Annotated in this window: 16 protein-coding genes; 11 read left to right on the forward strand and 5 right to left on the reverse strand. The window is 45.3% G+C overall.

What is annotated here, in order from left to right:
• Positions 1-140: 140 nt before the first annotated feature.
• The 11 genes from QVP94_RS01470 to QVP94_RS01520 all read left to right on the forward strand — a co-directional run bounded on the left by QVP94_RS01470 (position 141) and on the right by QVP94_RS01520 (position 16,391).
• Positions 141-3,203, forward strand: a complete 3,063-nt coding sequence (locus QVP94_RS01470) for a SusC/RagA family TonB-linked outer membrane protein (protein ID WP_005861306.1) — start codon at positions 141-143, stop codon at positions 3,201-3,203.
• Between the two features lie 15 nt (positions 3,204-3,218).
• On the forward strand, positions 3,219-4,925 hold the full coding sequence (locus QVP94_RS01475) for a RagB/SusD family nutrient uptake outer membrane protein (protein ID WP_005861308.1): 1,707 nt from the start codon (positions 3,219-3,221) through the stop codon (positions 4,923-4,925).
• A 193-nt stretch (positions 4,926-5,118) separates the two neighbouring features.
• Complete coding sequence (locus QVP94_RS01480) at positions 5,119-6,300, forward strand: DUF4934 domain-containing protein (RefSeq protein WP_005861310.1); 1,182 nt, start codon at positions 5,119-5,121, stop codon at positions 6,298-6,300.
• 233 nt (positions 6,301-6,533) lie between these two features.
• On the forward strand, positions 6,534-8,102 hold the full coding sequence (locus tag QVP94_RS01485) for a PD-(D/E)XK nuclease domain-containing ATP-binding protein (protein ID WP_005861312.1): 1,569 nt from the start codon (positions 6,534-6,536) through the stop codon (positions 8,100-8,102).
• A gap of 15 nt (positions 8,103-8,117) precedes the next feature.
• Complete coding sequence (locus tag QVP94_RS01490) at positions 8,118-9,893, forward strand: DUF6057 family protein (protein ID WP_022191802.1); 1,776 nt, start codon at positions 8,118-8,120, stop codon at positions 9,891-9,893.
• Complete coding sequence (locus QVP94_RS01495) at positions 9,890-11,359, forward strand: TolB family protein (protein WP_009276472.1); 1,470 nt, start codon at positions 9,890-9,892, stop codon at positions 11,357-11,359. The genes QVP94_RS01490 and QVP94_RS01495 overlap by 4 nt, the downstream gene beginning before the upstream one ends.
• Positions 11,360-11,422: 63 nt before the next feature.
• Positions 11,423-12,349 carry a Mur ligase domain-containing protein gene (locus QVP94_RS01500; protein ID WP_008773847.1) on the forward strand — a complete coding sequence of 309 codons (927 nt, stop codon included), beginning with the start codon at positions 11,423-11,425 and terminating at the stop codon, positions 12,347-12,349.
• Complete coding sequence (locus QVP94_RS01505; RefSeq protein WP_005861320.1) at positions 12,346-12,894, forward strand: DUF4924 family protein; 549 nt, start codon at positions 12,346-12,348, stop codon at positions 12,892-12,894. The genes QVP94_RS01500 and QVP94_RS01505 overlap by 4 nt, the downstream gene beginning before the upstream one ends.
• Before the next feature lie 14 nt (positions 12,895-12,908).
• Positions 12,909-13,772 carry a dTDP-4-dehydrorhamnose reductase gene (gene rfbD, locus QVP94_RS01510; protein WP_008773846.1) on the forward strand — a complete coding sequence of 288 codons (864 nt, stop codon included), beginning with the start codon at positions 12,909-12,911 and terminating at the stop codon, positions 13,770-13,772.
• Positions 13,773-13,801: 29 nt separating this feature from the next.
• Positions 13,802-15,382: a peptide chain release factor 3 gene (locus QVP94_RS01515; protein ID WP_022191803.1), complete on the forward strand. Its 1,581-nt coding sequence runs from the start codon at positions 13,802-13,804 to the stop codon at positions 15,380-15,382.
• 1 nt (position 15,383) lies between these two features.
• The gene (locus QVP94_RS01520; RefSeq protein ID WP_022191804.1) at positions 15,384-16,391 is read left to right on the forward strand and encodes an FAD:protein FMN transferase; all 1,008 of its coding nucleotides are present in this window, start codon (positions 15,384-15,386) and stop codon (positions 16,389-16,391) included.
• A gap of 131 nt (positions 16,392-16,522) precedes the next feature.
• Here QVP94_RS01520 and QVP94_RS01525 read toward each other — a convergent pair whose 3' ends face one another.
• The 5 genes from QVP94_RS01525 to QVP94_RS01545 all read right to left on the reverse strand — a co-directional run bounded on the left by QVP94_RS01525 (position 16,523) and on the right by QVP94_RS01545 (position 21,041).
• Positions 16,523-17,215 (reverse strand): YjjG family noncanonical pyrimidine nucleotidase, encoded by a 693-nt coding sequence (locus QVP94_RS01525; RefSeq protein WP_008773844.1) that lies wholly within the window; start codon positions 17,213-17,215, stop codon positions 16,523-16,525.
• On the reverse strand, positions 17,215-18,087 hold the full coding sequence (locus QVP94_RS01530; protein WP_005861330.1) for a Cbp1 family collagen-binding glycoprotein adhesin: 873 nt from the start codon (positions 18,085-18,087) through the stop codon (positions 17,215-17,217). The genes QVP94_RS01525 and QVP94_RS01530 overlap by 1 nt, the downstream gene beginning before the upstream one ends.
• Before the next feature lie 19 nt (positions 18,088-18,106).
• Entirely contained in the window at positions 18,107-18,811 is a 705-nt protein-coding gene (gene rsmI, locus QVP94_RS01535; RefSeq protein WP_022191805.1) for a 16S rRNA (cytidine(1402)-2'-O)-methyltransferase, read from the reverse strand.
• Between the two features lie 9 nt (positions 18,812-18,820).
• Positions 18,821-19,516: a DUF8457 domain-containing protein gene (locus QVP94_RS01540; RefSeq protein WP_022191806.1), complete on the reverse strand. Its 696-nt coding sequence runs from the start codon at positions 19,514-19,516 to the stop codon at positions 18,821-18,823.
• A 109-nt stretch (positions 19,517-19,625) separates the two neighbouring features.
• A complete protein-coding gene (locus QVP94_RS01545) occupies positions 19,626-21,041 on the reverse strand; it encodes an ATP-dependent DNA helicase (RefSeq protein ID WP_022191807.1) in 1,416 nt (471 codons plus the stop codon).
• Between the last annotated feature and the right edge of the window lie 54 nt (positions 21,042-21,095).

Genomic DNA, 21,095 nt, shown 5'->3' on the forward strand with positions numbered 1-21,095 from the left:
TAACTTCGCGGACGACTAGTCTAAACGAACGTTTTAGCTAGTCATTTTTATTAGGGACTGCGCTCAGAGATAGCAGAAAGTAGGTTTTTGGTGTTTGAATATTGTTAATCTCAATTAATTATAACCATTTAATAATAAAGATGGAAAAATGTAGTAAGAAGAGCAAGCAATTGTGTTTAAGCTTGTTCAAACCAAGTGTTATGATGCTTACCACGGGATTCCTATGTATGGCCTCCTTTCAAGGATTGGCGGCTGTGGAACCCTCGCACAACTACGGACCGAATGTTGAATCGGTCATGCAAAATGGTAAGACTGTTACGGTTAAGGTTTCAGATTCAATGGGTGAGTTGATCGGCGCGAACGTGTTGGTCAAGGGAACTACTATCGGTAACGTAACCGACATGAACGGCTCGGTTACGTTGCAAGATGTGCCCGCAAACGCTGTTTTGGAAATCTCTTATATCGGTTACACGACCAAGGAAGTCCCGGTTGGCAGTCAAAGTGTTATAAATGTTACGTTGTCGGAAGATTCCCAGGCTCTTGAAGAGGTCGTGGTCGTAGGTTACGGTACGATGGAGAAGAAGCAAGTGACCAGCTCCGTTACCTCATTGTCTGCCGGCGATATGATGAAGGGTGTGGGTGGTGCCGATATCACCAGCTCTTTGCAAGGTAAGATCAGCGGTTTGATCTTGCAAAATAATGGTAGTGCCAATGGTACGACCACGATCCAGTTGCGTGGTTTGACCTCTATCAACTCTGGTAAGGCTCCATTGATCGTTGTCGATGGTTTCCCGGGAGGTGATATTCGTGCCTTGAACCAAGACGATATCAAATCTATCGATGTGCTGAAAGATGCTTCCGCTGGTGCGATCTATGGTACACGTGCTGCTTCGGGTGTGATCTTGATCACAACGAAGAGTGGTTCTAACACGAATGGTAAAGTAAAATTGAATTATAGTACTGAGCTTTCGAAGAAACAAAACTATGGCCGTCCAGATATGATGACCGCCGATGAGTATCGTAATCGTACGGACGTGAATATCATTGATTACGGGCAGAACGCTGATTGGTGGGACGCTCTTTTGCAGAAGGATAACTTCTCGCAAAAACATCACCTCTCTTTGGAGCTAGGTACCGAGAACGCACAAGTGTACACCTCTTTCTTCTATGAGACCAACGAAGGCATCACGATTAAGGATAACCGTAAGGACTATGGTGGACGCTTGAATGCAAACTTTAAGCTGTTCGATGGTTGGTTAGAGATCCGTCCGATCGTGGATTATCGTCAGACTGCTCGTACTTCCGATGGATCGGATGAGGATAAGAAGGCAAACTTCAAGCAGGCGTTGTATAATAACCCGACTCGTTCCCCATTTGACCCGGAAAGCCCGAGCGGATATAACGTATGGACCGGAGAAACTTTGGACTACAATATCGTAGCGGATCGTATGCTTTCCGACTACGAGGGCTTGGATAAATGGTTTAAGCCTGAGGTGACGATGAAATTGAACATCAAGCCGATTGAAGGTTTGAGCTATTCTCAGACATTGGGTTACGAGAACCGTCAGTGGGAGTTGCACCAGTTCCGTTCTCGCTATCACCGAGAGGAGGTGACAAACAACCGCGGTGGTTGGGCGAAATTGGAATTCTCGAAGACCGAACATCTTACTTCTGAGGGTTACTTCACTTACCTGAAAGAATTTAAGGGAGGTCATAGCTTAAATGCCGTTGCCGGTTACTCTTATTTCGAGAAGAATGGAGAGAATTTCAATGCGGAGAACTATGATTTCGGTGTAGAAGGCCTGAAATATTGGGACTTGGAATCCGGATCTTATTTGACCGACGGTAAGGCAAAGATGGGATCTAAAAAAGATATTACGGAACGTTTGTTCGCTCTTTATGCCCGTGCCAATTATTCATATAATGATAAATATATGGTAACGGCTACGATCCGCCATGAGGGTTCCTCGAAGTTTGCCGCAGAGAACCGTTGGGGTAATTTCTGGGCGTTGTCTGGAGGTTGGCGTGTATCTGGTGAGGAATTCATGAAAGAGTTTGATTGGGTAAATGACTTGAAGATCCGTTTCGGTTATGGTGTGACCGGTAATAACGACTTCGATGCTTCCTATATGGCTAATACGTTAAGTCGCGACCAATATTGGATGCTTCCGAGTGGTAGCTGGGCGTTTGTTTATGGACCGAGCTCTAACGTGAACCCTTATTTGGGATGGGAAGAGAAGAAAGAGTGGAATATCGGTGTGGATTACTCATTCTTTGGCAACCGTATGTATGGTAAGTTCGATTACTATCGTCGTAAGATCGATGGCATGATCTACGAGGTGAATGTTCCACAGCCACCGTATCCAAATGGCAAACAATGGCAGAACATTGGCGAGATGGAGAGTAAAGGATGGGAGTTCGAGGTTGGTGGTGACATCATCCAGAATAAGGACTTCACTTGGACTTCCAGCTTGAATATGAGCCATAACTCAGGTAAGATCCTTACGATGTATGGTAACAATTCACGTATGGATGGTAACGCTATGGATGAACCGGGATGGCCGGGCGATGCCTCTCGTATTGAAGAGGGGGCAGAGATCGGTGCGTTCCATATGTGGAAATTCGCTGGATTCGACGATAAAGGAGACTTCCTTTTGTACAATAAGGATGGTGAGGTTATACCTGCTTCCCAAAAGAGTGTAGACGACAAACAATATATCGGTAATTATCTACCTAAGGTGATGATGGGATGGAACAATACCTTTACCTATAAGAATTTTGACTTGGGTATTAATATGCGTAGTTGGATAGGTTTCGATGTCTTGAATACTTATCCGATGTACTTGGGTATCCAGGGACAGAGTGGTGCCGGCCAGTGGAATCTTTGGAAACCGGCGCTTGACGATCCGAAGTATAAGGACATTCGCGGCGTGAAGCAGCTTTGTGACTACTTCTTGGAGGATGGCTCGTTCTTGAAAATTGATGCGATTACGTTAGGTTATACATTGGCGTTGAGTAAGTATACAAAATGGGCAGAGCGCCTGCGTGTATATGGAACTGTCGGCAATGTAGCGACTATTACAGGATATAGCGGACATAATCCGGAAGTGAATATTACCGGTTGGGAAGGCGGTGTCGATAAGGTTTGGAACTGTGATCCGATAGTTCGCACCTATACGTTAGGTATTCAAGTAACATTCTAAAAAGGTAAGAAGAAAATGAAAATTAGCAAGATAACAAATTGGTTGGTAGCCGGAGCTGCTTGCTTGCTGCTGGGTACCTCTTGTGACGTGGATCCTACGTTCTATTCGCAGGTTGTTCCCGACACGTATTATACGAATGCAGACGCGGTTTGGTCGCGTTTTAATCGTCCTTTTACGCATTGGCGTTGGTGGGTAGCTCATAACGACGCTCGTGTGCGCTTGATGGAAGTGGGAACTGATGCTATGTGTGTGCCTACTCGTGGTAATGACTGGTTTGATGGCGCCGTTTATCAGAACATGCATCATCATCATTTTATGGATGATATGAGCCCGATGAAGGATGGATGGGACTTGACGACGATGGGTGTGGCTCAGTCGTGGAGTGCCTTGGAGGATTTGGAGAATATTGATTTCGTATCGGTGGGTTTGACTGAGGAGGATCGTGTATCAATGATTAATCAGTTGAACGTATTGGCTGCCTCTTTTTATTTGGATGGTTTGGACATGTTTGGTGGTATGCCTCTTTACACATCTACGAAGGAGGATGTGAAGGCTCGTGCTACAGATGTGGAGACTTTCCATTTTATCGACTCCTTGTTGGATGTATCTATGCCGAATCTTCCGTTGAAGGAGACCTTGGGAGCACCCGAGACGAACGTTATCCATCGTGCTGTGGCTGCGGCTTTGAAGGTTCGTTTGTATTTCAACGCTGAATCGTATATCAATAAACCGATGTATGAGGAGGCCGCTAAGATTTGTCAGGATATTATCGATGGAAAGTATGGTCAGTATAAATTGGCCAACCATTTCACCGAGATCTTTGGTTGGGGTAATGAGACTTGCCCGGAGATTATCTGGACAGTACCTTCCGAGAATGCCAAAGGTGAGACGGATGGTGGTTTGACTGCCTTCACTCTTCCCTATAATTTCAAGGATTTCTTAGGGGGCTTGCAGGATGCTAGTGGTAATAATGGGCTTTGCCTATGCCCTAGTCGCGATCCGGAGGGTAACTTGTATAAGTTTAACGTAGGTAATCCATACGAGACATTCAACGACAAGGATATCCGTAAGCAGCAGTATGTATATGAGGGTGGTCGCAAATACCGTGGTATGTTTATCGTTGGTGAGTTGCAAAACCCGGATTTCCCCGAGTATAAATGTCTGGGTGCCCGCGAGTATGCCGGCAAGGTCTTGAATGTCGTAGACCAGATCGCTCATATCAGCCAGGTGGGCAATACGGTAGCCAGTCTTAAGGATCTGACTTCTACGATTGCCGATGCAGAGGAGAACTCAGGCGTGCGTGTTCTTAAATTTAGTCCTCTGCCTAATCAAGATGAGTTCAAGGAACGTTTCAACCCAGATTGTCCTGTAATTCGTCTGACAGAGATCTATTATACTTTGGCGGAATGTAAGATGCGTTTGGGCGATAAGAATGGTGCGGCCGATATCATCAACTCCATCCGTAAGCGTAACTTCGAGGGTGGAAACGACCCGGATCCTGTTACCGCTGCCAATTTGGATAAATACCGTATGCTGAAGGAATGGATGCAAGAGTTCTTGCGCGAGGCCCGTCGTCGTACGGACTTGATCCGTTGGGACGCATATGTGACAGAGGATTGGTGGGATCATAAGGCTACGAACGATGAGAAATACAATCGTTATCCATTGCATCAATTGTCATTGGGTGCGAACCCGTTGTTGGAACAGAACCCGGGATATTAATAAGTTAGACTTAATATAAAAAAGGAGGTATGTTGCAGAGGCATACCTCCTTTTTCTGATATGGCGTGGAAAACGCAGTAGTACTTACTTGACTGGAGAATATATACTTCATCGGGCAAATAAGTATATATTCGTAGACGAAGTAAGTACTACTGCGTTTTCCGGCATATAATTTTGATTGATTTATAACGTGATGAAACAACAATTAATTAGCTTGTTTTTTTGCGGTGTATTATTATTGCAAGGGTGTACCGAAAAGAAAAATGAGGCACAACTAGAGAAGACTCTATCTGTCTATCAAGTAGATTTGAAGTCGGAATCACCCAAAGAAAGTATTGATAGATTTCTGGCCGGTATGGAGATCCGGTTGTTACCTTTGGAGTCGGGAGACAGTATCCTGTTTAAAGGCTCCGCCTCTACCATCCATTTGGCAGATGATGATATATTCCTTTTAGATGCTTCTCAGCGTGTGATTTTCCGTTTCGGCAGGGATGGTAAGTTCAAGAACAAGATCTTTCGGAACGGGCAAGGCCCGGAGGAATATAACGTGCTATTCAATATGGCTTTGTTTGACAATAAGGTTTATGCTTTGGATAATACGAAGATCCAGCTGTATGACTATGAGGGTAATTATCTCAAAACTGTTCCCCTGAAAAATGATGGTCGTCAGGTAGCTGTCGCTAAAGATGGCACGATAGCTGTCGCTTCCAATTATATCCAGCCTTATCAGCTAACCCTATATCGTCCGGATGGTACGATCTCCGAATATTTACCTAGCGATAAGAACTTATTGAAACAGCAAATCTCTCAGTCCACCTATCATTCGTTGAAGAGATATGGCGATCGGATCTTGTTGACAAATTATTTTGATCCATCCATCTATCAGCTGGAAGATACCGTGTCTGCCTTCGCCACGCTTGACTTCAAAGGCATGAATATCCCCTCCAATATGTTTAGTGGTACGGATGAGGAGATCGCCAACCGGTTCCGTGAATACCGCGAGGGAGATAAGGCCATTCTCTCATTCGATCGCTTGACCGTTACGGACGACTGGGTTGTGTTTGCGCCTTCTTTGATCTGGGATCCATGTGTGGTTTATTATAACCGTAAGTCGGATACTTATCTTCTGAATAAGAACTGGGGGCAACCTTACGATTTGTTCTTCGGAGGCTACAGGGCACCGGACGGATATGATGAGAAGAGCCGGGAGTTTTACCAACTGGTCAATGCCGTAGAGCTGAAAGAGGTCGTAGGGGAAATCGCCAAAGCGGCCCCGAATTATCAAGATACCTATCCGTTTTTGAAGGGTGTGGATGTATCCCAAATAGATGATAATACGAATGATTGGATTGTATTCTTTAAGTTACGGTCTTAGAGGATATATAACTTGTATGGGAGAATATGACCGATCTCTGTATTATCTTCAACGATGTGATCTGCTATTAGTTCTTATTCAAAATGGGAGGAATTGCGTTTGATCAAGCGTTTTTTCCTGCCAGTCAAGCGTATTGTCAAGGAAAGTTTTTGAGATCATATGTTCTTATCTTGTTCCGATAAAAAGGAATGTCTATCTTTGTTCATGGTAAGTATATCTAAACGATCATCGTTATGAGTCAGACAATTTATCCTATCGGCATACAGAACTTCGAGAAGATCCGTAAAGACGGTTATCTCTATATTGATAAGACAGCTTTGATTTATCAGTTGGTTAAGACCGGAAGTTACTATTTCTTGAGTCGTCCGCGGCGTTTCGGCAAGAGTCTCTTGCTATCTACGTTGGAGGCCTATTTCCAAGGAAAGAGGGAGCTGTTCGAGGGGTTGGCGATGGAACGGTTGGAGAAAGACTGGGAGGTATATCCGGTCTTGCATCTGGATCTGAATACTCGTTATTATAAAGACACTGCCGCGCTGACTAGTATCTTGAATGAATTCTTGGAGAAATGGGAGGCTCTGTATGGAACGGAGAAACAGGGACGTGCCTTGGAGGAGCGTTTTAGCTATGTGATAGAACAGGCTTACCGCCAGACCGGGCATCGCGTGGTGATATTGATTGACGAGTATGACAAGCCCTTATTGCAGAACCTGCACGATGAGGATATGCAGGATCAGTTGCGGAACATGTTGAAGCCTTTTTACGGCGTGTTGAAGACGATGGATGGAGCCATCCGTTTCGCCTTGCTGACTGGGGTGACGAAGTTTGGAAAGGTAAGCGTGTTTAGCGATTTGAATAACCTCATGGACATATCGATGGACGATCGTTACGTGGAGATATGTGGCATCACGGAGAAAGAGATACATACTTGTCTGGAAGATGAGGTGAGGGAACTGGCCGGAGCGCAAGATATGACCTACGAGGAGACCTGCCTGAGACTCAAAGAATGCTATGATGGATACCATTTCGTGGAGAATTCCATCGGTATGTATAATCCTTTCAGCCTGCTGAATACGTTCGCTCGCCGGAAATTCGGCGATTATTGGTTCGAGACCGGTAGGCCCTCTTACCTTGTTGAATTACTCAAGCATACCCATTACGACCTTTATGAGATGGCGAACACGGAGACCGATGTGGATGTGTTGAACAGTATTGACTCTGCCTCGATAAATCCCGTCCCCGTGATCTACCAGAGTGGCTACTTGACGATCAAGGATTACGATCCTGAATTTGGTATCTACCGGCTAGGTTTCCCGAACCGGGAAGTGGAAGAGGGTTTCGTGAAATATCTCCTTCCATTTTACACGAGTGTTAGTGCGCCCAAGACCCCTTTCGAGATCGGGCAATTCGTACGAGAGATACGCTCCGGTGATTACGATGCGTTCTTCCGCCGCTTGCAAAGCTTCTTCGCTGATACACCCTATGAGGTGATCGCCGGTCAGAAGCCGGAGCGTGATACGGAGTTGCATTACCGGAACGTGCTTTTTATCGTATTTAAGTTGGTTGGACTTTATACGCAGGTGGAATATCATACCTCACAAGGGCGTATTGATCTCGTTTTAAAGACCGATCGCTATATCTACGTGATGGAATTCAAGCTGAACGGCACCGCCGAGGAGGCGTTGCGCCAGATTGAGGAGAGACAGTATGCGCTTCCCTTTGCGAGTGATCCGCGGCAAGTTTTTAAGATCGGCGTGAACTTCTCCTCTGTGACCCGTAACATCGAGCGATGGTTGGTGGAATAATAATCTATTAAGTATATGAACTGGAAACAAACGCTTTTCTGGTCTTTTTCGGCAGCTGCTATTTTTTATTATTTCCTGCTTTTTGGCGTGTTTGTGTTTGTCGGTCAGGAGGAGATGCAATTGTTTATACCTGAGTGGTGGTATATCCGGGAGTTCCTTTTTCAGCCGGGAGGATTTTGCGCTGTCGCCGGGCAATGGATCATTCAATACTACCGGCAGCCTATGTCGGCGGTGGTTTTCCATACGGTTTTACTCGTTGGTTGCGGATTTATGGTCTATAGGATCTTGCGTTGTTTTTCTGACAAGACCTACCTGCTGTTCCTTTCTTTATTGCCGGTCCTGTATCTGGTTAAGATGAGTATTCATGGGGAGTATTTGGTGGACGGGACGGTTGGCGTGGTTTTGATGCTTTTAGCTTTGTCGGTCTCGCTAAAGGTGCGGAGGGCGGGTTCTATTGCCGGATACGGAATTGCCTCTACACTTTTTTTATGTGGGCTGACCGGGCTTCTATCTGTCTGTTACGCTTTCTTATATACGCTGTTAGCCTTACTCCGCTACAAAACGTCGCGGCAAAGATTGGCCGCCTCTGCCTGCTTGATCCCAGCGCTTTTTATATATTTGTTTAGCGGATGGTTAGAGATTCCTGTACCTTTGTCTGATGGATGGATGCCGGAAGCCTATCTGGAGATACAGCGATTACCTCATTATTATATGTATCGTGTATGGACTTTCTTTACCCTTTCGATTGTCGGTGTTGCTTTATTCGCTCGCTTTGTTCCGGTGATTGGCGAGAAGAGTAAATGGATGGATCGGGTAGCCCTTGTTGTTTGTCTGATCACGGTGCTGGTATCCATACGGTTTTGCCTGCCGGAACCTTGGCATGCGCAACGCATGATGCTTGACGAGCTCTCTTTCTTAGCCCGGGAGAGGCAATGGGACGCTATTATTGATAAGTACCGGGGAAAGCAGATCTATAATTATGTTAGCTTAAACTATTTGAATATGTCGTTGGCCCATAAGGGAGAATTGGCCGACCGGATGTTTACTTTCGATCAGAAAGGAACGAAAAGCTTATGTGCCGATTGGAATCAGACCTTTTACATGGATCGTTTATTGAGCGATGTTCATTTTCTTGTTGGCGATGTCTCTTTGTCTGAAAGTTTTGCGATGGACGGATTTACGCAAGCCAAACGTAAAGGGAGTGCCCGCATGTTGCAACGTTTCGTGCAAGTTTGTCTGATTAGGGGTGAGGTGGCGCTGGCCAAGAAATATTTGGACTTGCTTGCCGCTATGCCATTCTATAAAGATTGGGCTTGCCGTTATGCTACCTATCTGGTACATCCGGAATTAATGGATAAAGATCCGGAGTTGAGTGACAAATATATGCCTGTTGAGAAAAGGGATCGACTGAGTTTGTCCGTACCTGTCGATTCCTTATGGAGTGGATACAATCTTCCGGATCATCGGATCAGTTGGGAATACCGGGGATGTTATTATTTGTTGGGTAAGAAGCTGGATGCATTTGGCCGATTCTTGGAAGAAACACCTTTCATGAAGGGGGAACCGATACCCCGGCATTTCCAAGAAGCCGGATTGTTGTTGGCGGACAAAGACAGTATATCGCTTTCCTCCTATTCCATACAGCCGGAGATCGTAGACCGATACCGGGAATTCAAGCAGGTTTTGGGACGATCTGCCAACCAAGTGGATGTGTCCTCGATATATCGACAATTTGGAGATACCTATTGGTATTATTTCTATTTCAAGATCTTTAAAGGAGAAGAACAATGAAGCGATTATCTATCTGTTGGATTATAGGTTGTCTTTTGGAACTTGTAGCTTGTAGGCCGGAAGTTCCTACGCAAGCGGAACAAGGAGAAACTGACGTGTTTCCGGATTACAGGGAAGTTACTGTACCGGTCAATATGGCCCCTCCCAATTTCAAGTTGGTTGATCAACAGCTACAGGGGATAATTCGGTTGAAAACTATGAATGGGGAGTTGATAATCGCAGCCGATCATGGTGTTTTCAACCTGCCGGAAACGGATTGGAAGGTCTTATCGCAGGACGCACAAGGAAAACAAATAGATGTGACGGTTTATTTTCGAGAACCTCAAAGTGATTGGAAACAAATGAGTTTCCCTATCTATGTGTCAAGAGATTCCGTTGACGCTTATTTGGTGTATCGCCGTATTTTTCCCGGATATCGGATGTGGAACGAGATGGGGATTTATCAACGATGTGTTGAAAACTATGTTGAAAAGTCTATTCTTGATAACCAATCGACAAATAATAGTTGTATGAACTGCCATGCCTTTTGTGAGCGACAAGGGGAACAAATGCTTTTTCATCAGCGGGGTTCTCATAATGGGACTTACTTGATTGATCATCGGCAGGTAAAGAAGATTGCGTTGGAACGGGACGGTAAGCCGGCTTCGTTCGTTTATCCGTATTGGCATCCATCCGGCCGGTATGTTGCTTTTTCTACCAATGAGACCCACCAGGACTTCCATCTTTCCGATGAGAATCGGATTGAGGTATATGACGTGGAATCGGACGTGCTGATCTATGACACGGAGAAGGAGAGGGTATTCAGTTCGCCATTATTGGCTTCTATGGCGTGTTATGAGACTTTTCCCACTTTTACTCCGGATGGCAACTATCTGCTGTTCTGTTCGGCGGATTCTGTCTGTATGCCAGAAAATTATCGGGATGTCCGGTATAACCTGTTACGAGTCGCTTTTGATCCGAAAGACGGTTCGATTGGAACCCAAGTGGATACCTTATATAATGCGAGAGAAGCGGGCCGGAGTGTTAAGTTCCCGAGAGTCTCCCCGGATGGGAAGCGGCTACTTTATACGGTGTCCGATTATGGCAATTTCTCTATTTGGCATAAGGATGCGGATTTGCATATGCTGGATCTGTCTACCGGGGCAATCGATTCTTTGCCGGAAGTGAATAGCCCGGATGTAGAGAGCTATCATTCTTGGAGCGGCAATAGTCGTTGGTTTGTCTTTTCCAGCCGGCGGGGCGATGGGCTTTTCACACGTCCGTATTTGGTGCATGTGGATGAGCGGGGGCAGTGCGGCAAGCCCTTCTTGTTACCGCAAGCGTCTCCGGATTATTATGAGCGTTCCCTGTTCTCTTTTAATGTCCCGGAATTTATACGGACTCCGGTTCTAATCTCGAAGGAAAGGCTGGTCGAGGCCTCGGGAAAAGAAGAGGTCACGACCATTAAACGTATCGAGGGCATCTAATTTTTCGCTTCTTTGTGCCGAAGGTATTTATAAAAGTCGTACTTTTGCGCTAAAATCAAAACGATGCGAAAAGTTCATTTGATCTCCGTAACCGAACCTTTGGTTTTAGATCTAGCCCTAGCACTTCGAGAAAAAGGATATGAGGTAAGCGCTTCCGGTTGTGGTCTGACTGAAGAGATGATAGGAAGACTTCATAACGCAGGCTGTACCTGTTATGGGGATGGGTGGTTTCCGGAGAAATTAATAAAAGATATTCACTCGGTGGTTTTGGGTGCTAAAGTAAAGCAAGATAACCCGGAATTATTGCGTGCGAAGGAATTGGGGATGTTAATCCAATCCATTCCGGAATTTATATTTCAACGGACTCGGTCGAAAACTCGGGTTGTTGTGGCGGGTAGTCGTGGAAAGAAGACAATTATTTCCATGATGGTCTGTGCGTTGCGCCGGCAAAAGTTGGCGTTCGACTATGCGTTGACTAGCAAGGTGGACTCGCTTCCGAATCGGATACATTTGAGTTATGAGGCACGTATCGCTTTGATCGAAGGAGATGAGCATATCACCTCTGCCTTGGACAAGCGTTTCCAATTGGAATTCTATCGTCCGCATATCGCCATCCTGACGAATTTATCTTGGTCTACCGAGACGGATCATGCGACTCCGGAGGCCTATTTATCCACTTATCAATCTTTCTCCGTTTCTATTGAGCGGGAAGGGAAATTGATTTATTTTGGAGGTGATGATACTGTCAGTCAGTTGGCAGGGGACGTCCGGAGCGATATCACCGCTATCCCTTTTGAGGAACATCCGGTCGTGGAGAAAGACGGGCAGACTTTTCTGCATACTCGCTACGGAGACTATCCGGTGCGGATTCCCAATCGCTATTTCTTGATCAATCTGAATGCGGCACGTTTGGCTTGCCGGCAGTTAGGCGTTAAAGACGCGGATTTTTATCAAGCGTTATCGGAATATAGTTTATCTTTGCCGATATGATAATAGCTAGACAAAAAAGAAAAGAGAATATCGCTGAATATCTGCTTTATATGTGGCAGGTTGAGGACTTGATCCGGGCGAATAAGTTCGATATGGATTCGATCAACCGCACGGTGATCGCCCATTACGACCAGCCCGAGGAGGTGAAGAAGGAAATCGCTCAATGGTATGAGGAATTGATCGAGATGATGCGTAGCGAAGGGGTGATGGAGAAAGGTCACATCCAATTGAACAAGAATGTGATTATTACTTTGACCGATTTGCATCTTCGTCTTTTGAAATCTCCGAAAGAGATGGTTTATAGCGCAGCTTATTATAAGACGCTTCCTTATATCGTACAGCTCCGGGCTAAATCGGGTGGAGAGGATCTGCCGGAGCTAGAAACTTGTTTCGCCGCCGTATATGGCTATCTGCTTTTGCGTATGCAAGGGAAAGAGGTGAGTGCGGAGACGTTAGAGGGTATTAAACAAATCAGTTCCTTCTTGGCGTTGCTCGCCGAGAAATATCGGGAAGATATGAAAGGGGAACTTAAACTAGAGGATTAATAATAGATATAGACATGAAGACAGTTTTGGTAACCGGAGCGAACGGTCAATTGGGAAATTCTATCCACGCTCGTATCAGCCAGTATCCCGGCTATAATTTTCTTTTTACGGATATAGATACGTTGGATATTTGCGACAAGGAGGCCGTCCGGAAATATGTCTTGGAAAATGATGTTCAATATGTCATGAATTGCGCCGCTTATACGGCGGTGGATAAAGCGGAGGAGCATGAGGATCTGTGTATGCGCATCAACCGGGATGCGGTACGGAACTTAGGTGAGGCCGCTCATGCCGTGGGTGCGAAGGTGATTCATGTATCTACCGATTATGTGTTCGATGGAACGAGTTGCCGTCCTTATCTGGAAAGCGATGCGACTTGTCCTGTTTCCGTATATGGACGTACGAAACTGGCGGGAGAGCAGGCCTTGATGGAGGTGTGTCCGGATTCCGTGATTATCCGTACGGCTTGGTTGTATTCCGAGTATGGAAACAATTTTATGAAGACGGTATTGCGTTTGGGAAAGGAGCGGGATGAGTTGCGTTTCATATTCGACCAAGTGGGTACGCCTACTTATGCCGGAGATTTAGCGGTCGCTATGCTTGCCGTGCTGGAACGTGCCGAGGCGGGTAAATTTATACCGGGTATCTATCATTTCTCGGACGAGGGGGTGTGTAGCTGGTATGATTTTACGGTAAAGATCTTGCAAATAGCAGGTATGAATAACCGGGTGATACCCATAGAGACCAAGGATTATCCGACACCGGCCAGCCGGCCGCATTATAGCGTATTGAATAAAGGTAAGATAAAAAGCACGTACGGACTGACGATTCCCCATTGGGAGACTAGCTTGGCCTACTGCATGAATAACAAAGTGTAACTGATAACAATATATACATATAAAATAGAATGAGCCAGTATTCAGAAGAGATTGAAAGAAGAAGAACGTTTGCCATAATCAGCCACCCGGATGCCGGTAAGACTACGCTTACCGAGAAATTATTGTTATTTGGTGGCGCTATCCATGTAGCGGGAGCGGTGAAGTCTAATAAAATCAAGAAGACTGCCACGTCCGACTGGATGGAGATTGAGAAGCAACGCGGTATCTCCGTAGCTACCTCCGTAATGGCTTTTGATTATTCCGATCATAAGATTAATATCTTGGATACACCGGGCCACCAAGATTTCGCCGAGGATACGTTCCGTACCTTGACGGCGGTGGATAGCGTTATTATCGTGATCGATATCGCTAAGGGAGTAGAGGCGCAGACTCGTAAGTTGATGGAGGTTTGCCGTATGCGTAAGACTCCGGTGATCGTTTTTGTCAACAAGATGGACCGTGATGGTAAAGATCCTTTTGATTTGCTGGATGAGATAGAAGAAGAATTACAGATAAAGGTACGCCCATTGAGTTGGCCGATCGATATGGGACAACGTTTCCGGGGCGTATACAATATTTTCGAGCAGAAACTGAACCTATATACCCCGAGTAAGCAATATGTGACGGAGAATGTGGAATTCAAGGATATCACGAGTCCGGATCTCGAGACTTATATTGATCCTACGCAAGCCGCAAAGCTTCGTGAGGATATAGAGTTGATAGAGGGGGTTTATCCCGAATTTGATGTGAATACGTATTTGGATGGGGATATCGCTCCGGTATTCTTTGGCTCCGCTCTGAATAACTTCGGTGTGAAAGAGCTATTGGATTGCTTTATTCGTATCGCTCCCTCGCCACGTCCGATCCATGCGGTAGAGCGTGTGGTAGACCCGAATGAGGATAGTTTCACCGGCTTTATTTTCAAGATCCATGCGAATATGGACCCGAACCATCGCAGTTGTATCGCTTTTGTGAAGATTTGTTCCGGTCGTTTTGAGCGTAACGCGAACTATAAGCATGTACGCTTCGGTAAGATGATGCGTTTCAGTAGCCCGACGGCTTTCATGGCTCAGAAGAAAGAAGTGGTGGATGAGGCGTTTGCGGGTGATATTATCGGTTTGCCGGATACCGGGAACTTTAAGATCGGGGATACGTTGACTTCCGGAGAGGAATTGCATTTCAAGGGATTGCCGAGCTTCTCGCCCGAGATGTTCAAATATATAGAGAACGCCGATCCGATGAAGGCAAAGCAATTGAACAAAGGTATCGAGCAATTGATGGACGAGGGTGTCGCCCAGTTGTTTACCAATCAATTCAATGGCCGGAAGATTATCGGTACGGTGGGACAATTGCAGTTTGAGGTTATTCAATACCGCCTGTTGCATGAGTATGCCGCTCAATGTAAATGGGAGCCGATCAGCCTATATAAGGCTTGTTGGATCGAGAGTGATAACCAACAGGCATTGGAGAACTTCAAGAAACGTAAGGCACAATATATGGCGTTGGATAAGGAAGGCCGTGATGTTTACTTAGCGGATTCCGGCTATGTCTTGATGATGGCCCAACAGGATTTCCCGGATATCAAGTTCCATTTTACATCAGAGTTCTAATATGAAAAGTCGATTCTCCATCCTTTGCTTACTTGTTAATATCTTGTTGATAAGTTGTGAACAGGCTCCCCAATACTATGAGGTATCCGGAAGGCTTCATACACCTTATCATATTAAGTTTGAGTATACTAAACCATTGGATAAGGAGATTGACGAGCAGTTGAAATATTTCTACCACCTGTTTAATGCTTTTGATTCTACTTCGGTAATCAGTCAGGTAAACCAGAACCGTGACATACGGGTAGATACGCTCTTCCAAAAAGTCTTTAAGAAGGCGCTTGAAGTGTCTACTGAGACAAATGGGGCCTACGACGTGACTTGCGCCCCGTTGATCAACCTTTGGGGGTTTGGCTTCAGCCGGAAGGATAGCGTAACCCCTGCCCATATCGACAGTGTCCGTCAGTTTATCGGTTTTCAGAAAGTTCGTTTAGAAGGGGATCGCATCGTGAAGGACGATCCTCGCTTGATGATGAACTTTTCTTCTTTGGCGGATGGAACGGTTTGCGATATGATAGCTCAGATGCTGGAGAAGAAAGGGGTCCGTAATTATTTGGTGGAGTTTGGTGGCGAGATGCGTGTGAAAGGTGTGAATCCCTCGGGCATGGATTGGCGCTTAGGGATCACGAAGCCTACGGATGACGCTGCCGGCATGAATCAAGAACTCGAGCAGATCGTTAGCTTCCCTAAACCGTTAGGAATGGCTACATCAGGTAATTACCGTAATTTTTATATAAAGGATGGACGTAAATACGCCCATACGATCGACCCTCGTGAAGGTTGCCCTGTACAGCGGGATATCCTTAGCGCTACGATCGTCGCTCCGGATGCCATGACCGCTGATGCGTATGCTACCGCATTTATGGTCTTAGGCTCGGAGGAGGCTAAATCCTTATGCGCTAAAGTGCCCGGCCTTGACTATTTTATTATTTGTTCCGATTCGATAGGAGACGGGTATCATCCGGAATACTCTGAGGGCTTTCGCCGATATCTGGTGACTGCCGATAAGTAATCGATTTATTTATAAGCTGTTAAGATGTTGTTCTTAGAATAGGCATTGTAAGATCTTTATGATGCCCATTCTAAGGAGCTTATAATGCCCATCGTAAGCATGCTATAATGGGCATTGTAAGAAAGGTCTGTTTATAGGATGGATTTGATCTCTTCCAGAGAGCGGACTGTATGGGTCGGGTTGAATCCATCGGCAGGTAATCCTTCCGGATTCAACCATATCTGGTCGATCTTGGATTGGTAAGCCCCAATGATATCAGCTTCCCAGCTATCCCCGATCATTAAGCTCTCGGACCGGCGTGAGTTCGTGTTCTTTAAGGCGAAGTCGAAAATACCTTTATGGGGTTTTTGTATATTAGCGTCCTCGGACAGGATCATCCGTTCGAAATAAGGAGCCAAGCCTGCGTTGCTAAGTTTCTTGAATTGTACCTCACGGAATCCATTGGATAAAATAAATAACCGATAGGAAGGGCGGAGATATTCCAGTAATTCAATGGCTCCGGGCACTAATCGGGTTTTGGTGGTCGTGCGTTGCAAGAAATCATTATTTACCGATAAGACGGTTTTCTTATCTTCTATTCCTAGCGGACGAAGTACGTAGAGAAATCGATCCAAGATTAAGGTTTGCCGGTCTATTTCCCCCGAACGGTACTTGGCCCATAAGTCTAGATTATGAGGCATATAAATATCGAAGAAAGCCTCGAAGGAGGCATAATACCGATTAAAGTGGTAATCGGTATATAGCTCTTCAAGGCATTCTTTATTGTTATGGTACGTATCCCAAAGGGTATCGTCCAAATCGATAAATATACTTTTATAAATCATTATCCAACTTCGATCACTAAATACTTGCCTAGGCTCCAGAAAGCCTTCTCGTCATTTATTTTCAAGGTCAAGTTTCCGTCTTCATCCTCTACGAACTCATAAGATCCTTCCGGATGATTGGATTTTAGTTTAGCCTTGCTTGCGAACAAAGGAATTTCTTTTACCTCACGGATATCGATAGAGATGAAATAATCCTTGTTGAAACCACTCTGCAATACTTTAGATTTAGAGAACAGGCCACCACCGGATAAGATCTTCTGTTCCTTCAATTCCTTGGAAGTACCGAAACAGTAGTAAGCCGTATGAAGGGCTTTATCTTGAGCGTTCAATTTCTCGGATTGAGCGGCTGCGGTAGTAGCCAGACTTTCCACATCCTCATTCAAGGAACTTACCATCTCGTCCAATTCTTGGATACGTACGTTCTTCTTTGCCAAATCCTCTTGCAAAGCGACAATCATCGTTGCCTTTTGATCCAGCTCGGAGGAAAGACGATCGATCGTCTTTCGTAATGCGGAAGATTGAATACCGCTTTTCTTCAATTTCTCCTCCAACTGGCTGATTTGCTCCTTGTTCTTCTTCAAGGTCTCGCTGATCAATTGCATGTTCTGCTTGATTTGATCTCTGCGTGACTGATTTAGCTCACCGCCGGTTTGTTGTTGGATTGTCAAATAATTCTCGGCATCACGTATAGATTGAAAATCAGATTCAATATCATTTAGGGTGGAGAGCATATCATTAAGCTCATCCGTGTTCTTCGTATTCTCGATACGTAGAGAATCGTTCTCAGCCTTTAGTTTCTTGTAATCCGCTGAATTTTGGCCACAAGAGGCCAGCATGGCTGTGCAGACACATACTAATAATACTTTCTTCATGTTCTTTTTGCTTGTTAAGTTAAACATCTTTTTCTGTCTCTTTGTCCTTTTTATCTTTTAAGCCTGCTAATACAATAACAATCTCACCCCTTGGTTCGTTCACGGTAAAATGCTGAATTACTTCTTCTAAGGAGCCTCGTACGGTTTCCTCGTGTAATTTGGAGATTTCCCGGGATACTGATACTTGGCGGTCCGTACCGAAAAACTCGGCGAATTGCGTCAAGGTCTTGAGCAGACGGAAAGGTGATTCATAAAAAATAATAGTCCGGTATTCCAAAGCCAATTCTTTTAGCCGGGTCTGCCTTCCTTTCTTTTGAGGGAGAAACCCCTCGAAACAGAACTTCTCATTGGGTAATCCGGACGCTACCAAGGCGGGCACGAAAGCCGTAGCTCCGGGCAGGCACTCTACGTCTACCCCTTGGCGAACACATTCCCTCACCAACATGAATCCCGGATCGGAGATGGCCGGCGTACCGGCATCGGAAACAAGGGCGATATTTTCGCCTCCCTTGATACGGGCCGCGATTTGCTCCACCGTCTTATGTTCATTGAACTTGTGGTGGGACTGCATCTTGTTCTGTATCTCGAAATGTTTCAGCAAGATGCCGGTCGTACGGGTATCCTCCGCTAAAATAAGATCAGCTTCTTTTAGCACATGGATCGCCCGGAATGTCATATCCTCCAAGTTACCGACAGGGGTTGGGACTACAGTCAATTTTGCCATATCGTATATTTATGAGAAGCGTTTTTCCAATAGCTTGATGAAATCGGCTACGGAAGCGTCTTCTATATTCCAGTTCAACACCTTGTTCAGATAAGTGACCGACTCCTCGTACGAGCTAAGATCGTTCAGGTCTGCGATCGCCTTATTCATTTTCTCCTCATTTCCTCCGAATAATTCCCTTCTGAAGCGGAAACGATCATTTAAACTGAATGCCTTACGGAAATCAGAAAGATTCTTTTTCTCCAATATATCATTCAGTGAAATACTGGATTTATCCGCTAATATAGTTTTATGTGGAATCTCTATCTCTTTCAAGGGGATTGTCTCTTGTACGATCTTTTCTTCTGGGATCTCTTTTTCGACAATTGGTTCTACTACGATAGGTTCCTCAACGACCGGTTCTTGTACCTGTACGACCTCGATCGTAGGGGATACTTCCGGAGCCGGTTGCACCTCCGGCATCTGTAAAGGTTTACTTACGGGAATAGAATCGATAAGTCGTTGGTGTTCCTCCATTTGTTTACGCAAAGCCTCTAACTGAAACTCCTCCAGCGTATGAAGCTCCTTCAATACCTTGTGGGTCAACTGGAAGGTCTGGTTGAAGAAAGAGGCGGGATAAATTTCCGCGTCCCTCATTCCGGCTACCAACTTCTCCAGCTCCCTGATATCGATCAATAGATAATCTATTTTTTCCTTGTTTGCCATTTCTATATGTTTTTCAGATGCTATAAATCATCCGGACATACGTATGTTTTGCAACAAAAATAAGTATTTCTTGTCAATGTTGCCAGTTTCGATCTTAAAATATTGTAAATCATTCGACGAACTCGTCCGGTAAATTCACCAGATATAGGTGATGGGTCGCCCGGGTAAAAGCCGTGTAGAGCCACCGATAGAAATCCTCACCAAGCATTTCCTCCGTGATGTAACCGATATCGAGAAAGACGTTCATCCATTGGCCGCCTTGGGCTTTATGGCAGGTTACCGCATAAGCGTATTTTACTTGGACGACGTTGTAATGAGGATCTACCTTCATCTTTTTCATTTTTCCCGCCTTGGTAGGAATGTCCTCGTAATCTTCCAATATGGTGTAAAAGAGCTTGTCGTTTAGCTCCTTAGGGAGGGCGGGGGAGTCGGTCTGTAAAGTATCCAATAGGATTTTCAAATCGATTTCCAGATCATAATCTTGAAAACGAGCCGTGATGTCGGCAAAGCGGAAGCCATACATCTCCGTGACACGGCGTACCCGCATGACTTGAATGATCTCTCCGTTCGCTATAAAGTCCATCTCCTTGCAATTCGCTGTCCAATAATAATTGTTCTTCGCTACCATTAAACGATCGCCGGACGATAGCTCTTCTTCCCTGTATAGGATACGGTTACGTATGCCGTTATTATAAATCGTGGCTCGTTTATTCGAGCGGGAGATAATCATTGTCTCTTCCATCCCGTTGCGGCTATAGGCGGAAGATATTTCCTCAATTAGCTCATCTCCATTGACTTTCGTGAAATCGGAGAAGCCTTTTAATTGTAATTTCGGAAAGATCTCGACCGTGTGGTTTCGTAGTGCGTCTCGTAGCCGGGTAGCGTTGAACAGGATTCCCGAGTCTTCGCTTTGGCGTACGACTTGAGTTAACGCTATCTCCCAAACCTGTAGGTTGTAACCCCGTAATATCTCAGGATTCAAGGCGGGACTCTCCGTTTGCATTACTGGAGGAAGCTGTGCGACATCTCCCATTAGGATAAGACGGCAGTTTTCCCCGGAATAGACATACTGGATTAAATCGTCCAACAGGCGTCCGGAACCAAAAACAAATGAATCCAATCCCTCGTTGGCGATCATAGAAGCCTCGTCGACGATAAAAAGTGTATCTTTATGTAAATTATCTGCCGGCATGAAGCCCGTCGGCTCATTGGAAAACGCCCGTTGGCGATATATTTTTTTATGAATTGTATACGCTTTTTGGCCAGCGTAGCCCGAGAAAACTTTGGCTGCTCGTCCGGTTGGAGCCAACAAAAACGTTTTTTGCTTTAGTTCGTTAAGCGTTTTCACCAAAGCCCCGACCAGAGAGGTTTTTCCGGTTCCTGCGTAGCCTTTCATCAGTAGAAGGCTGTCCGGTTCCTCAGACAAGAGAAATTCGGTAAGCGTATGAAGCGCTAAAAACTGATCATCCGTCGGTTTATAGGGGAAATTTCGTTCGATTTGCTGGCTTATGTAACTATTTATCATTTTGATCGCAATAATTTTCGCGATAAAGGTAGTGTATTAAATATTCTTTTTTAA

The sequence above is a fragment of the Parabacteroides sp. CAG:2 genome (genome assembly GCF_000436315.1).
Lineage (GTDB): Bacteria > Bacteroidota > Bacteroidia > Bacteroidales > Tannerellaceae > Parabacteroides > Parabacteroides distasonis.